This window comes from Larkinella sp., assembly GCF_965227735.1.
Taxonomy (GTDB): domain Bacteria; phylum Bacteroidota; class Bacteroidia; order Cytophagales; family Spirosomataceae; genus Larkinella.
On sequence record NZ_OZ245776.1, the window covers coordinates 6,875,983 to 6,888,763 of the forward strand.

General features: G+C 51.9%; 13 protein-coding genes. 8 read left to right on the plus strand and 5 right to left on the minus strand.

From position 1 onward, the window contains the following. Nucleotides 1-13: 13 nt before the first annotated feature. The 3 genes from ACO064_RS27065 to ACO064_RS27075 all read right to left on the minus strand — a co-directional run bounded on the left by ACO064_RS27065 (nucleotide 14) and on the right by ACO064_RS27075 (nucleotide 4,117). Nucleotides 14-2,281 carry an NADP-dependent malic enzyme gene (locus ACO064_RS27065; protein ID WP_421830315.1) on the minus strand — a complete coding sequence of 756 codons (2,268 nt, stop codon included), beginning with the start codon at nucleotides 2,279-2,281 and terminating at the stop codon, nucleotides 14-16. A gap of 145 nt (nucleotides 2,282-2,426) precedes the next feature. Then, nucleotides 2,427-2,672 carry a hypothetical protein gene (locus ACO064_RS27070; RefSeq protein ID WP_421830316.1) on the minus strand — a complete coding sequence of 82 codons (246 nt, stop codon included), beginning with the start codon at nucleotides 2,670-2,672 and terminating at the stop codon, nucleotides 2,427-2,429. Between the two features lie 212 nt (nucleotides 2,673-2,884). Beyond that, entirely contained in the window at nucleotides 2,885-4,117 is a 1,233-nt protein-coding gene (locus tag ACO064_RS27075) for an MFS transporter (protein ID WP_421830317.1), read from the minus strand. Between the two features lie 268 nt (nucleotides 4,118-4,385). Between ACO064_RS27075 and ACO064_RS27080 the strand changes: the two genes are divergently transcribed. The 5 genes from ACO064_RS27080 (at nucleotide 4,386) to ACO064_RS27100 (ending at nucleotide 8,778) form a co-directional block, all read left to right on the plus strand. Next, on the plus strand, nucleotides 4,386-5,522 hold the full coding sequence (locus ACO064_RS27080) for a Gfo/Idh/MocA family protein (RefSeq protein WP_421831071.1): 1,137 nt from the start codon (nucleotides 4,386-4,388) through the stop codon (nucleotides 5,520-5,522). A 143-nt stretch (nucleotides 5,523-5,665) separates the two neighbouring features. Then, nucleotides 5,666-6,814, plus strand: coding sequence for a Gfo/Idh/MocA family protein (locus tag ACO064_RS27085; protein ID WP_421830318.1), 1,149 nt, complete (start codon nucleotides 5,666-5,668; stop codon nucleotides 6,812-6,814). Nucleotides 6,815-6,857: 43 nt separating this feature from the next. Next, nucleotides 6,858-7,232: a four helix bundle protein gene (locus ACO064_RS27090; protein WP_421830319.1), complete on the plus strand. Its 375-nt coding sequence runs from the start codon at nucleotides 6,858-6,860 to the stop codon at nucleotides 7,230-7,232. A 47-nt stretch (nucleotides 7,233-7,279) separates the two neighbouring features. Continuing rightward, nucleotides 7,280-8,332 carry a sugar phosphate isomerase/epimerase family protein gene (locus tag ACO064_RS27095; RefSeq protein WP_421830320.1) on the plus strand — a complete coding sequence of 351 codons (1,053 nt, stop codon included), beginning with the start codon at nucleotides 7,280-7,282 and terminating at the stop codon, nucleotides 8,330-8,332. A gap of 245 nt (nucleotides 8,333-8,577) precedes the next feature. Beyond that, a complete protein-coding gene (locus tag ACO064_RS27100; RefSeq protein WP_114406982.1) occupies nucleotides 8,578-8,778 on the plus strand; it encodes a hypothetical protein in 201 nt (66 codons plus the stop codon). A 12-nt stretch (nucleotides 8,779-8,790) separates the two neighbouring features. On the opposite strand, the gene ACO064_RS27105 is transcribed toward ACO064_RS27100, so the two are convergent. Continuing rightward, nucleotides 8,791-9,399: a Uma2 family endonuclease gene (locus tag ACO064_RS27105; protein WP_421830321.1), complete on the minus strand. Its 609-nt coding sequence runs from the start codon at nucleotides 9,397-9,399 to the stop codon at nucleotides 8,791-8,793. 65 nt (nucleotides 9,400-9,464) lie between these two features. Further along, nucleotides 9,465-10,016 (minus strand): hypothetical protein, encoded by a 552-nt coding sequence (locus tag ACO064_RS27110; protein ID WP_421830322.1) that lies wholly within the window; start codon nucleotides 10,014-10,016, stop codon nucleotides 9,465-9,467. 86 nt (nucleotides 10,017-10,102) lie between these two features. Here ACO064_RS27110 and modA point away from each other — a divergent pair, with 86 nt between their 5' ends. From modA to ACO064_RS27125, 3 genes are read left to right on the plus strand one after another with little or no spacing between them, the layout of a single operon-like run. Further along, nucleotides 10,103-10,840 carry a molybdate ABC transporter substrate-binding protein gene (modA, locus tag ACO064_RS27115; RefSeq protein WP_421830323.1) on the plus strand — a complete coding sequence of 246 codons (738 nt, stop codon included), beginning with the start codon at nucleotides 10,103-10,105 and terminating at the stop codon, nucleotides 10,838-10,840. Next, entirely contained in the window at nucleotides 10,837-11,508 is a 672-nt protein-coding gene (gene modB / locus ACO064_RS27120) for a molybdate ABC transporter permease subunit (protein WP_421830324.1), read from the plus strand. Before modA ends, modB begins: the two co-directional genes overlap by 4 nt. Next, the gene (locus tag ACO064_RS27125; RefSeq protein ID WP_421830325.1) at nucleotides 11,493-12,368 is read left to right on the plus strand and encodes a sulfate/molybdate ABC transporter ATP-binding protein; all 876 of its coding nucleotides are present in this window, start codon (nucleotides 11,493-11,495) and stop codon (nucleotides 12,366-12,368) included. The genes modB and ACO064_RS27125 overlap by 16 nt, the downstream gene beginning before the upstream one ends. The last annotated feature ends 413 nt before the right edge of the window (nucleotides 12,369-12,781 follow it).

The window sequence follows — 12,781 nt, forward strand, 5'->3', positions numbered from 1 at the left end:
ATCGTTATTAAACTCATTTCCCCTGTGCTTCGACCACCGCGATGGCGACCATGTTGACGATTTCGCGTTCGGAACTGCCCAATTGCAGGACGTGAACCGGTTTGCGCAAACCGAGCAGAATGGGGCCGATGGCGTCGAAACCGGCGGATTCCGTCATGAGGTTGTAAGCGATGTTCGAGGCAGACAGATTCGGGAAAATCAACGTGTTAGCCCCTTCTTCCACCAGTTTACTGAACGGATGATTGAGTTTCAGCAGGTCAGTATTGAACGCCAGGTGGGCCTGAATTTCCCCATCAACAATCATGTCGGGGTGTTTGCGTTGCAGAATCTCAACGGCCTGGTTCATTTTCTGGGCATCGTCGCCTTTCGCACTGCCGAAGTTGGAATAGGAAACCAGGGCAATCCGGGGTTTGATGTTAAACCGTTCGACGGCTTTGGCCGTCAACTCCGTGATTTCAACCACCTCTTCGACCGTCGGATTAAAATTAACCGTCGTATCGGAGAAGAACAGCGGACCGCGTTTGGTGAGCAGAATGTACATCCCGGCCACTTTTTTCACACCGGCTTCTTTCCCGATCACCTGCAAAGCCGGGCGGATCGTGTCGGGGTAGTTGCGCGTCAGACCGGAAATTACGGCGTCGGCTTCACCCGCTTCCACCATCATCACCCCGAAATAATTCCGGTAATACATCTGTTTTTTGGCTTCCGTTGCGTTGCTGCCCTTGCGTTTACGTTTTTCGTAATACAGCTCGCTGAACTTCTGAATCAGTTCGTCCTGCTCGGGCGCGCGGGGGTCCAGAATCGGGACATTGCCCAAATCGAGGTTATTTTCAGTAATCAGGGCCCGGATCCGACCGACTTCACCCAGCAGAATCGGGAAGGCGATGCCTTCATCGCGAACCTGTTGGGCGGCTTTCAGTACTTTCAGGTTCTCCGCATCGGCAAAAACCACCCGCTTGGGGTCCGACTTCGCCTTGTTGAGAATCACCCGCGAAATCTGATTGTCCTGACCCAAACGACGCGCAAGTTGCTGTTCGTAGGCATCCCAGTCGGTAATCGGGTGTTTGGCCACGCCCGAATCCATGGCGGCCTGGGCCACGGCGGGGGCGACGGTGGTCAGCAAACGCGGATCGACCGGTTTGGGAATGATGTATTTCCGGCCAAACATCAGGTTGGATTCACCGTAAGCCAGGTTGACCAGATCGGGAACGGATTTTTTTGCCAGATCGGCCAGCGCGTGAACGGCAGCCAGTTTCATGGCTTCGTTGATTTCCGTGGCCCGAACATCGAGCGCCCCGCGGAAAATGAACGGGAAGCCCAGTACGTTGTTGACCTGGTTGGGATAATCGGAGCGACCGGTCGCCATGATGATATCCGGGCGGGCTTCAACTGCTTCGGGATAGGAGATTTCAGGCGTCGGATTGGCCATGGCGAACACAATCGCGTCTTTGGCCATCGACCTTACCATGTCCTGGGTGACGACGTTGCCTTTCGACAACCCGATGAACACATCGGCGTCTTTCATGGCCTCCTGGAGCGTGTACAGATCGCGGGTGGTGACAAACTGGCTTTTGCGCTCGTCGAGGTCGGAACGATCGGCCCGAATGACGCCTTTGCTGTCGCACATGACGAAATTTTCGATTTTGGCCCCCAGTGCGATGTACAGTTTCGAGCAGGAAATGGCGGAAGCTCCGGCCCCGTTCACCACGATTTTAACCGCATCAATCTTTTTGCCGATGATTTCCAGCGCGTTTAGCAAGGCGGCCGCCGAGATGATGGCCGTTCCGTGCTGGTCGTCGTGCATCACCGGAATGTTCAGCTCTTTTTTGAGCCGCTCCTCTATCTCGAAACATTCGGGAGCTTTGATGTCTTCCAGGTTGACGCCACCGAATGTGGGTTCCAGGATTTTAACGGTGCGGACAAACTCGTCCACATTTTTAGTATTCAGTTCAATGTCAAAGACATCGATATCGGCGTAAATCTTGAACAGCAGCCCTTTGCCTTCCATGACGGGTTTGCCGGCTTCCGGGCCAATGTCGCCCAGACCCAAAACCGCACTTCCGTTGCTGATCACGGCCACCAGATTGCCTTTGGCAGTGTATTGATAGACGTCTTCGACGTTTTCGGCGATGGCCAGACAGGGTTCGGCTACGCCCGGGGAGTAGGCCAGGGAAAGGTCACGTTGTGTACTGTATTCTTTGGTTGGAATGACTTCAATTTTGCCCGGACGGCCCTTGGCGTGGTATTCGAGGGCATCTTCCCGGCGGATTTTCTTCTCCATAAACAATAAGGTCAAGTGTGATAGATGGTAGTCGGAAGCGTTGTTGGGGTGCTAAGGTAAGAATAAAACTAAAAAAATGACCCGCTGTGTCGGCGGGTCATCGGTTATACAGAGAAGGTAGTAAAGTTACGTCAAATCAAGGATTTTAGAGTTGGACTTTAGAAACCGGGGTCTGGGGCAGCGTGTTCTTGACAAACGTCTGACCATTCAAGTCTCCGTGTTCCTGCATCATCATCATTTGGACTGGGTTAATTCTCGGCAGCACCTGTTCATATTGAAACCTCCAGAAAGACATTGCGGTAATCAGGAGTGAAAGTACCGAAAGCTGGATGATCTGCCAGCGTGATAATTTCAAAGTAGGCCATTTACGGGTTTGGGTTACTTGATTCATTGGCGATAGGGTAAGGTTTAGGGAAAATACGTCGTGTTACGGTCAATACCTTATTTATCGGTGCTTTTTATAGTTGATTCAAAAATAAAAACAATTAATAAATAATGCCAATTTTTCTCTAAAAATTACCAAAAAAAACTTCCAGCCTTGGTTTGCTGTCAGGCTGGAAGTTTCACACTATCAATATATACTCTTTTTCGACTTGCTGCAAATTAAGCGTGGCTCTTTTTGCGGCTGCGCATCCAGAACCAAAGCAAGGTGAAGGCAACGATCAAAATAATCGGGAAGGTGGTCATTTTGACCAGCGTGGCTTGCCCGGCGGCCAATTCCAGGGCATCGCCCGACAGACCGGCTGCGGACTTCTCAGCGCGTTCGGTGTCGATCCAGCCACCAATGATGGTTTGGAAAATGGAAGTCGATAACATTCCGACACCACCAACGATGGACATGCCGAGCGCTCCGCTCAGTGGAATATTTTCAGCGACAAAGCCGATCATGGTTGGCCAGAAATAACAGACGCCAATCGCGAAGAAGACAGCCGCAATGTAAGCCGACGTTCCGGTTTGGGTACTGAACAGGTAAATACCGATTGTGGCAAAAACCGCAGACCCTAACAAGACACCGGTCTGGTCGAATTTATGAACGATGGGGCCTGCAAAAAACCGGCCGATGGCCATCAAACCCGTCACCAGGGCCAGAATCAACATCGGGCTGGCACCACTTTTGGCCATGATCAAACCGACCCATTGCTGTGGACCAAATTCGGTGATGGCCGTCAGGGCCATGCAGCAGAAGATGAAAATGTACAGGGGCGTCAACATGGCCGCGAAATTTTTGCCAAGTGATGTAACGCCTTCCACGCGGGGTTGCGGGAAGGTTTGTCCGAAATACAGGAACGCGTAAATAACCGTCGGGATCATGATGACCCAGATTTGCGCCTGCCAGGGTTGGCCGGCATCCGTCATGAATTTAGAGATCAAACTGCCCAACACGATTCCGCCCGGAAACCACATGTGGAACCGACTCAGCATCTTGTTCATTTTTGATCCGGTATACATGTCTGCGATCATGGGGTTACAGGCGGCTTCCGTACAACCGTTCCCGAATCCAATGAAGAAGGTGGAGACCAGCAAACCGACATATCCACCGGAATAGATAGTGAGCAGAATACCCAGGGTGTGGGCGATCACGGCCACCATCATAATAATTTTGGGACCAACGGAGTGGTAAACCAGACCCCCAATGATCATCGAAATGGGGAAACCAAAAAAGAACATGGAATTGATCACACCGAGTTGGGTGGCGGTCAACCCGAACTCTGTTCCTAACTGGGGCAGAATCCCGGCCCGGATGCTGAAGGAAAAGGCCGTGGTGATAAGCGCAAAGCAACTGGCATTGAAAAGTCGGCTCTGGTTGACAGGCATTGTCGCCGTGAGTGTCGCCATAAGTGTATTGTAGGGGTTTAGTTGAAAAATTTGTGGTTAAAGCTAAGTTTTATTGAAGGGAAATATACAAAATTTCCGAAAAATAAGTAAACCTGCTAATTTCCCGGCCAAATTCTTCTGATTTTATATTTTTAGTTTTTTAACCGGGGAGTAGTAGGAACTGATTTTCTGAATCTTCCCCGTTAAGAGACCCAAAATATCCGGTCAGAATCAACCAAACTAACCAAACCTTCAGTTCAACAATAGTATGGCGCACAGAAAAATTCGGATGGGCATGATTGGCGGAAGCCTGGAAGCTTTCATTGGGGCCGTCCACCGCCGGGCCGCTGTTTTCGACGGCGAAATCGAACTGGTCTGCGGGGCTTTTAGCTCCAATCCGGAAAAATCAAAAGCCACTGGCTACGCTCTTTACCTGCCCGACGAGCGTGTATACGGCAGTTTTGAGGAAATGATTTTGAAAGAAAAGGAATTGCCGGAAGGGGAACGGATGGACTTTGTGTCGATCGTGACCCCGAACCACATGCACTTTCCGCCCGCAAAACTGGCTCTTGAAAACGGTTTTCATGTGGTTTGCGATAAACCGATGACGCTCAACCTGGCGGAAGCCCGGGAACTGGCCCAGATTGTGAAAGAAACCGGCAAACTGTTCTGCCTGACGCACAATTACACCGGCTATCCGATGGTGAAAGAAGCCCGCGAGATGGTGCGGAGCGGCAAATTGGGCAAACTCCGCAAAGTGGTGGTGGAATACCCACAGGGCTGGCTTTCGAAGCTGGAAGAAGCCACTTCCTACAAACAGGCCATCTGGCGGACCGACCCGGCTCAGTCGGGCGCGGCTGGTTGCATGGGCGACATCGGCACGCACGCTGAAAACCTGGCGGAATACATTACCGGTTTAAAAATCACCGAATTGTGTGCCGACCTGACGATCTTCGTCGAGGGGCGGAAGCTGGACGACGACGGCAACGTGTTGCTGCGGTTTGAAGACGGTGTCAAGGGCGTTCTGCACGCGAGCCAGATTGCCAACGGCGAGGAAAATGCGCTGAACATCCGGATTTATGGCGAACTCGGTGGTCTGGAATGGCGGCAGATGGAGCCGAACACACTGATTTACAAAACGCAGGAAGGTCAGCGGGTTTTCCGCCCGGCGGTCGGCGAGTTGTCGGCTGCGGCCAAAGCCCACATCCGGGTTCCGTCCGGCCACCCCGAGGGCTTTTTCGAAGCGTTTGCCAATCTGTACCGCAATTTCGCCGTCACGCTCCGGAGCGTCCTGGAAGGCAAGGAACCTGACCCTTTATACGCAGACTTTCCGTCGGCTGAAGACGGCATTCGCGGGCTGGCTTTCATCGAAACCGTTCTCCAGTCGAACCAGTCCAATGAAAAGTGGACGAAATTTGTGGAATAGCGATTAGAATAAGTTGTTACACAGAGTTGATCAGAGAACATCAAAGGTTATCAAAGTTTCTCCGATAACCTCTGATGTTCTCTGATCAACTCTGTGTAACAACCTCCCTTTTTAAACCAAAAAACGTACTTTATATCTCAAAAATGGAAAAAATCAAAGTTGGTGTAGTTGGTACGGGCTTCATTGGTCCGGCTCACATTGAAGCCCTGCGTCGGCTTCCGAACGTTGAAGTAGCCGCGCTTTGCGAAGTCACCGCCGAACTGGCCAAACAGAAAGCCGACGCGCTGGGGATTGCCCGTTCCTACACCTTTGACGAATTGTTGAAACAGGACGACATCCAGTGTATTCACATCTGTACGCCCAACTTCCTGCACTATTCGCAATCGAAAGCCGCCCTGGAAGCAGGGAAGCACGTGGTTTGCGAAAAACCGCTGGCCAAAGATTTGAAAGAAGCCGAAGAACTGGTCGCGCTGGCCGCCAAAACCGGCCTGGTGAATGCCGTTCACTTCAATTTGCGGTATTATCCACTGGCTCGTCAGATGCGGGTGATGCGGGAGAAAGGTGATCTGGGCGAGGTGTATTCGGTGATTGGGTCGTATTTGCAGGACTGGCTGTTTTACGAAACGGATTATAACTGGCGGCTCGAACCCGATAAGTCGGGCGACTCGCGGGCCATTGCCGACATCGGCTCCCACCTGATGGACATTCTGGAATACATCACTGGACTGAAAACCGTGGCCGTTCTGGCCGATTTCAACACGATTCACAAAACCCGGAAGAAACCGCTCAAAGCCGTGGAAACGTATTCGGGCAAGATGCTGCAACCGGAAGATTACGCCGATGTACCCATCAATACCGAAGACCACGCCAACGTGTTGCTGCGGTTCGACAACGGAAACAAGGGTGTCATTACGGTTTCGCAGGTGTCGGCGGGGCGCAAAAACCAGATGAAACTGGAGATTGCCGGTTCGAAGAAAACGTTTGCCTGGAACTCCGAAGCGCCGAACGAAATGTGGATCGGTAACCGCGACGGCTACAACGAAAGCCTGATGCGCGATCCGTCGCTGATGTATTCGGAAGCACGCTCGGTGATTTCGTTCCCCGGTGGTCACAACGAAGGCTTCCCCGACACCTCGAAGCAGATGTTCAGGGAAGTTTACGAAGCCATTGCCGCTGGCAAGCAGCCCGAAAACCCCACGTACCCCACCTTCGCCGATGGATACCGCGAACTCCTGATCTGCGAGAAGATTCTGGAATCGAACAGGAAGCAGGGGTGGGTAACCATTGAGTGATTGTGCGAATGAGTGATTGAGTGAAAAACCGCCCCGCCAAAACATGGAGCCGATTCGGATTGATAAAGGCGAATTTGCAGATGGTGTAGAAAAACGCCTGAAAGGATTCATGTTACGATGTGTTCAGGTTTTTCGCTCATTACCCAATTCATTTGAAGCACAACATTTTGGGAGACAACTTCTTCGAAGTTCATCTTCGTCAGCTGCAAATTACCGGGCGGTGCGAAGAGCCCGAAGTCAAAATGAGTTTTTCGCTAAAATCAGCATTGTTATTGAAGAATTAGATGAATCGCTCTTCTGGCTTGAAACTTTAATTGATACCGAAATTGTAACAGAAATCCGGTTAAGTGATTTGCTAAGTGAAGGAGTTCAATTAGTGAAGATGCTTTCCAAATCCAGGAACAGTGTCAAAAAATAACGGATACCCTTCACTCAATCACTCAATCACTAACTCACTCAATAATCATGAAAACCATCAAAGGGCCAGCCGTCTTTCTGGCGCAGTTTCTGGGTGATGCCGCCCCGTTTAATTCACTGGATTCCATTGCGCAATACATGGCCGACCTCGGCTACAAAGGCATCCAGCTTCCGACCTGGGACCCCCGGGTGATTGACTTGAAAAAAGCCGCCGAAAGCACAACCTATTGCGATGAGCTGAAGGGTAAACTGAGCGACATCGGTGTGGAAATTACCGAACTGTCAACCCACTTGCAGGGGCAACTGGTGGCGGTTCATCCGGCCTATGCGTCGATGTTCGACGGGTTTGGTCCGGCCGAACTGGCGGGCAAACCGAAAGAGCAGCAGGCGTGGGCGGTGCAGCAACTGAAGTGGGCGGCCAAAGCCAGCCAGAACCTCGGCCTGACGTCGCACGTGACCTTTTCGGGGGCGCTGCTGTGGCCATACATGTATCCGTGGCCACAACGCCCGGCGGGGCTGGTCACCACGGCGTTTCAGGAATTGGGAAACCGTTGGAAGCCTATTCTGGATGCGTTCGACGAGTCGGGCGTGAACGTTGGCTACGAATTGCACCCCGGTGAAGACCTGCACGATGGCGTGACGTTCGAGACGTTTCTTGACTATGTCGATGGTCACCCGCGCGCCGGGATCAACTACGACCCGAGCCACTTTTTGTTGCAGCAACTGGATTACCTGCAATTCATCGACTTCTACCACGACCGGATTTTCGCCTTCCACGTCAAGGATGCCGAATTCAATCCGACGGGAAAACAGGGCGTGTACAGCGGGTATCAGGGCTGGGTCGAACGGGCCGGACGGTTCCGCTCCCTAGGCGACGGTCAGGTCGATTTCTCCGGTATTTTCAGCAAGCTGTCGCAGTATGACTACGACGGCTGGGCGGTTCTGGAGTGGGAGTGTGCCATCAAGCACCCCGAGCAGGGCGCGGCTGAAGGCGCTCCGTTTATCGAAAGTCACATCATCCGCGTCACCGAACGGGCGTTTGACGACTTCGCCGGAACGGGCGCTGATGAGGAATTTAACAAGAAATTACTGGGCTTGTAAAATCTGGTTCGAAACCGCTCCGAAACCTGTAAGGTCTTTTTTGACCTTGCAGGTTTTTTCATGTCGTCATCTCAAAATACGCGGCTAACGACCTTGCCGGAACAAAGCGAATGAGAAGTTTTTAAAACCGGACCCGGCTTTTGGCAGTTTAAAGGACAGGAATCACCGTTTGTCATAAACCGAACGGATTGATCCATCACCACACTACTTTTCGGTGGAAATCGTAATTTAAACGCTCAAAAACAATGGCAGGTCAAGGATCGGGCGGCAACGTGCTGGCTGCTCTCTGTAGTTTCTTCATTCCCGGTTTGGGTCAGTTGTTGCAAGGGCGGCTGCTGATGGCAATTATCCAGTTTGTGCTGGCCGGTGTTCTCTGGTTTTTCCTGCTCGGCTGGCTGATCCACCTGTGGTCGATTATCGATGCGGCCCGGTTTAAGGGGAGTTGAGAGCGGGGAAACTTACCAATCAATTCCTTCCTCCCGCAATAATTCCGCCAGATTCAGCACACAATCGTCGAGAACGGGAACATCGATATCCCAGTTGTGGGTAATCCAGTCGCCAGTACGATTGGCAACAAGTACCTTTTGAGGCTGGGTCGTAATCCAGATCACGCGTTCAACGCCAAAGTCAAGTAGCCGCTCGGTTTTTGCGTAAATGTAGCTTTGCTCGCGGGACGAAAAATTTTCCAGATCAATCTGTACATCAATTTCGATGGCTACTTTGGGCGGTACATCAAAATATTTATTAGTCAGAATCAACCCCTCTTTTTTAAAAATGGCAATGTCATTGGATAAATTACTTCGGTGATCGAGATGCAACCCGGATTCGTTGGAAGCGACTAAATATTTCTTTCGATTGATGGTGCGACCGATAAACATGACAATAGCGGTCACAAGTGCCGCTTGCAACGAACTACTTCCCATAATCTCAGCGGCTGTTTTCTTACCTGACAAAACGTCCTTGTAGCCTTTGTAATACAGAGGCTTTCCGTTGAGTGTTTCGTAAACCAGATAGGAGGGAACGCGTTTTCGGCGTTTGGGCTCCTCGAAGACAATGGGTATTGCCATGCGCTTGTTCATTCAGTAAAATCAATACTACGTATTTTGATTGGCATTTTCAAGCCAGATTAAGCCTATCGCCGACCCAAATACACATTGAGCGACAACTGAACGCTGGGCTGAAACCAGCCCGCATCGGTGAGTTTGCCCACCTTCCCGACGCCTTCAAGCGCCAATCGCCGGGAAAGCGTCATTTCCAGACCCAGTCCGGCATTCAATTTGGCGCTGGAATACCGGGTTGGCGAACCGGGCGTTTCGAAGTCAATGTCCCAATCCCAGGCCTGGAACCGGCCGTAGGATACGCCACCCAGTGCAAAACCGCTCAGGAGCGAGCCATTCCAGAGGTAATACCGGGCAAATAAACCGCCTTCCAGACGGGTTGATAAAAAATTGTGCAGTTCCCCCTCAGCCCCAATCCACAATCGGTTAGAGGCAAAATAACCGACTTTAGCGGTTGTGCCTAAAACCGTTAGGCCAGCGCCCGTTAACCAGCTTCCTTTGCCGTGTTGCGCAACGACATCCGCTTTCCATTCTGGATTCGGTAGTCCGGCCCATTCCAGGTGTTTCTGAGCCTGGCCGCTGAAGCTAACAAGACACCCGGCGAGTAAAAATAAAAGATGTTTCATGGTTGTTTTGTGAGGAATATAAACCTACTTATTCCCGCTCATATTTCCAAGAACTCGTTATATTTGCCAGACCATAACGATCATTCATGCGCCATTGGCTGATCCCGCTTCTTGTTGCATTCACACTTCCGGCTACTGCCCAGAAAATTCGGGTGGCAGTGGCGGCCAATGCGCAGTTTGTCATGGAAAAACTGAAAGCCGATTTTGAAAAAAAAACCGGTCTGTCTGTCGAATCCATCTTCAATTCATCTGGGAAACTCACGGCCCAGATTCAGAATGGCGCCCCGTTCGACGTTTTTCTGTCGGCCGATCTCCACTATCCCGAACTGGTTTTTCGGGCCGGGCTGGCGCAGGCAAAACCGAAAACGTATGCCTACGGCCTGCTGGTGCTTTGGACGCGGGCCGACATTGATCCCACCCAAGGGCTGGCCGTCCTGGCCGACAAACGCATTACGAAGATTGCCATCGCCAATCCAAAAACCGCTCCCTATGGCTCCGTGGCCGTAAACACGCTGACCCAACAGAACCTGTTGCGGGGCTTGCAATCCAAAATCGTCTATGGCGAAAGCATCGCACAGGTTAACCAGTATCTGGTTTCGGGCGCGGTCGATGCGGGGTTTACGGCTAAATCGGTCGTGCTGGAGCCGTTGTTGCGGGGCAAAGGCCGCTGGGCCGATGTGAAAGGGGCAAAACCCATTGCGCAGGGCGTGGTGTTGCTTAAAAAAGCCGCCGTCGGTTCGCAGAAATTCTACGACTATTTATTTTCGCCGGAAGCACGGGCTATTTTCAAACAATACGGCTACCAATTGCCGTCTCGCCCATGACCGATTTCGACTGGCAACCCCTGCTGCTTACGTTTCGCCTGGCCACCACCACAACGCTTTTGTTGCTGCTGGTCGGTATTCCGCTGGCGGGTTGGCTGGCCTTCACCCGCTTCCGTTTCAAACCGGTGGTCGAAGCCGTCATCAGTTTACCGCTCGTGTTGCCGCCCTCCGTGCTCGGTTTTTACTTTTTACTGGCCTTTAGTCCGACCGGTTTTCTGGGCGAAAAGCTGCTTTCCTGGTTCGATCTGCGGTTGTTGTTCACGTTTGAAGGGCTGGTGGTGGCGTCCATTTTCTACAGTCTGCCGTTTATGGTTCATCCGGTGCAGGCCGGTTTGGAAAATCTGCCGGCATCGTTGCGGGAAGCGTCCTATACGCTCGGGAAATCCCGCCGGGAAACCTTCTTCCGCGTCTTGCTGCCCAACATCAAACCGTCGCTGCTCACGGGTCTGGTACTTTCTTTCGCCCATACGATTGGGGAGTTTGGTCTGGTCCTGATGATTGGGGGCAATTTGCCCGGGCAAACCCGCGTGGCTTCCGTGGCGATTTACGATGAAGTCGAATTGCTGCATTATGGAGCGGCCAATGCCTACGCCTTGTTGCTCTTGGTGATCTCCTTCGGTATTTTGCTGACGGTTTACGCGATTAACAAACGATGGGTGATATTCTGATGCCGATGCTCCATCTACAGGCCCGAATGAATCTGTTGTTTGCCAGCGGCCCGGCCCCGCTCGATGCTGATTTTAAGCTGGCGGCCGGGAGCCTGACTGGTCTGTGCGGTCCTTCTGGTTCCGGAAAAACGACACTGCTCCGGATTCTGGCGGGTCTGACGGTGCCGGAAAGCGGTCTGATCCGGGTGGGCGACCGGATCTGGCTCGATACGGCCCAACGGATTCAGTTGCCGGTGCAACAACGCAAAGTCGGCATGGTATTTCAGGATGCTGCGCTTTTTCCCAACATGACTGTCCGACAAAACGTTGAGTTTGCGGCCGAAAACCGCCGGGATTCACTGGTGGAGGAGCTGCTGTCGCTGGTCAATCTGGTCAATCTGGCCGACCGGAAGCCCGCAACCCTCTCGGGGGGGCAACGCCAGCGGGTGGCGTTGATCCGGGCTTTGGCACGTCGGCCGGACGTATTGTTACTGGACGAACCCTTTTCTGCTTTGGACTACGAAACCCGGCAGCAATTGCTCGGTGAGCTGGTTCGATTGCACCGGCAATTTGGCACGACAACGGTTTTGGTGAGTCACCATCAGGACGAAATTCAACGGGTTGCCGACCGCATCCTGGAATTGAACCAGGGAAAGGTGGCGGAGGTTGGTGGCCTTACCGTTGCAGGAAAAAAAGCACCTGTTTCCCTGATGGGTACCATACAGGAGGTTCAGGTTGAGGAGACGACAACGCAGCTTCAGATTCGGCTGACAGACAATCTGGTCATACTCAATGTGCCTTCAGGCCAACAGGAGTGGCATATTGGAGAACCCGTTGTCGTCTCCCTCGATACCCAAACGCTGCCCCGAAAAGCCAACTGAGAAAAGCGGAAAGGCCCTAAAAAGAAAAATCCCCGAAAGGCACGGGGATTTTTGCTACCATTTTTCTCTGTCCTACCTACCTTACCCGGTTAAGAGTAAGGCTCAAAAAAAGATCAGTATAACCATTCCATGCAACCGCTCCGGCGAACCAAAAACAGGTAGAAGGAACCTCTATACCGGACTTTCCGGTTGATCACTTATTTGCAAGCGAAATTTTATATATCATTGAATCCAGGAATCCATCCCGCATTTACAGGGTTATCTACAACCCGAAATGGGACAAACAATGCACGATGGATATGGATGAATTATCGAAATCAGCAACACCGGAAACGGCAGCTCTGTTACCTGCCCGGAAAGTGCAGTATGCAGTGAGATTCTTTAAGTTCATACACGTTGAGTATTCAATCAAT

Bases quoted from the DNA above. Each gene is read 5' to 3' on its own strand.
- ACO064_RS27065 (WP_421830315.1), bottom strand. From the start codon at position 2,281: ATGGAGAAGAAAATCCGCCGGGAAGATGCCCTCGAATACCACGCCAAG.
- ACO064_RS27070 (WP_421830316.1), bottom strand. From the start codon at position 2,672: ATGAATCAAGTAACCCAAACCCGTAAATGGCCTACTTTGAAATTATCA.
- ACO064_RS27075 (WP_421830317.1), bottom strand. From the start codon at position 4,117: ATGGCGACACTCACGGCGACAATGCCTGTCAACCAGAGCCGACTTTTC.
- ACO064_RS27080 (WP_421831071.1), top strand. From the start codon at position 4,386: ATGGGCATGATTGGCGGAAGCCTGGAAGCTTTCATTGGGGCCGTCCAC.
- ACO064_RS27085 (WP_421830318.1), top strand. From the start codon at position 5,666: ATGGAAAAAATCAAAGTTGGTGTAGTTGGTACGGGCTTCATTGGTCCG.
- ACO064_RS27090 (WP_421830319.1), top strand. From the start codon at position 6,858: ATGGAGCCGATTCGGATTGATAAAGGCGAATTTGCAGATGGTGTAGAA.
- ACO064_RS27095 (WP_421830320.1), top strand. From the start codon at position 7,280: ATGAAAACCATCAAAGGGCCAGCCGTCTTTCTGGCGCAGTTTCTGGGT.
- ACO064_RS27100 (WP_114406982.1), top strand. From the start codon at position 8,578: ATGGCAGGTCAAGGATCGGGCGGCAACGTGCTGGCTGCTCTCTGTAGT.
- ACO064_RS27105 (WP_421830321.1), bottom strand. From the start codon at position 9,399: ATGGCAATACCCATTGTCTTCGAGGAGCCCAAACGCCGAAAACGCGTT.
- ACO064_RS27110 (WP_421830322.1), bottom strand. From the start codon at position 10,016: ATGAAACATCTTTTATTTTTACTCGCCGGGTGTCTTGTTAGCTTCAGC.
- modA (WP_421830323.1), top strand. From the start codon at position 10,103: ATGCGCCATTGGCTGATCCCGCTTCTTGTTGCATTCACACTTCCGGCT.
- modB (WP_421830324.1), top strand. From the start codon at position 10,837: ATGACCGATTTCGACTGGCAACCCCTGCTGCTTACGTTTCGCCTGGCC.
- ACO064_RS27125 (WP_421830325.1), top strand. From the start codon at position 11,493: ATGGGTGATATTCTGATGCCGATGCTCCATCTACAGGCCCGAATGAAT.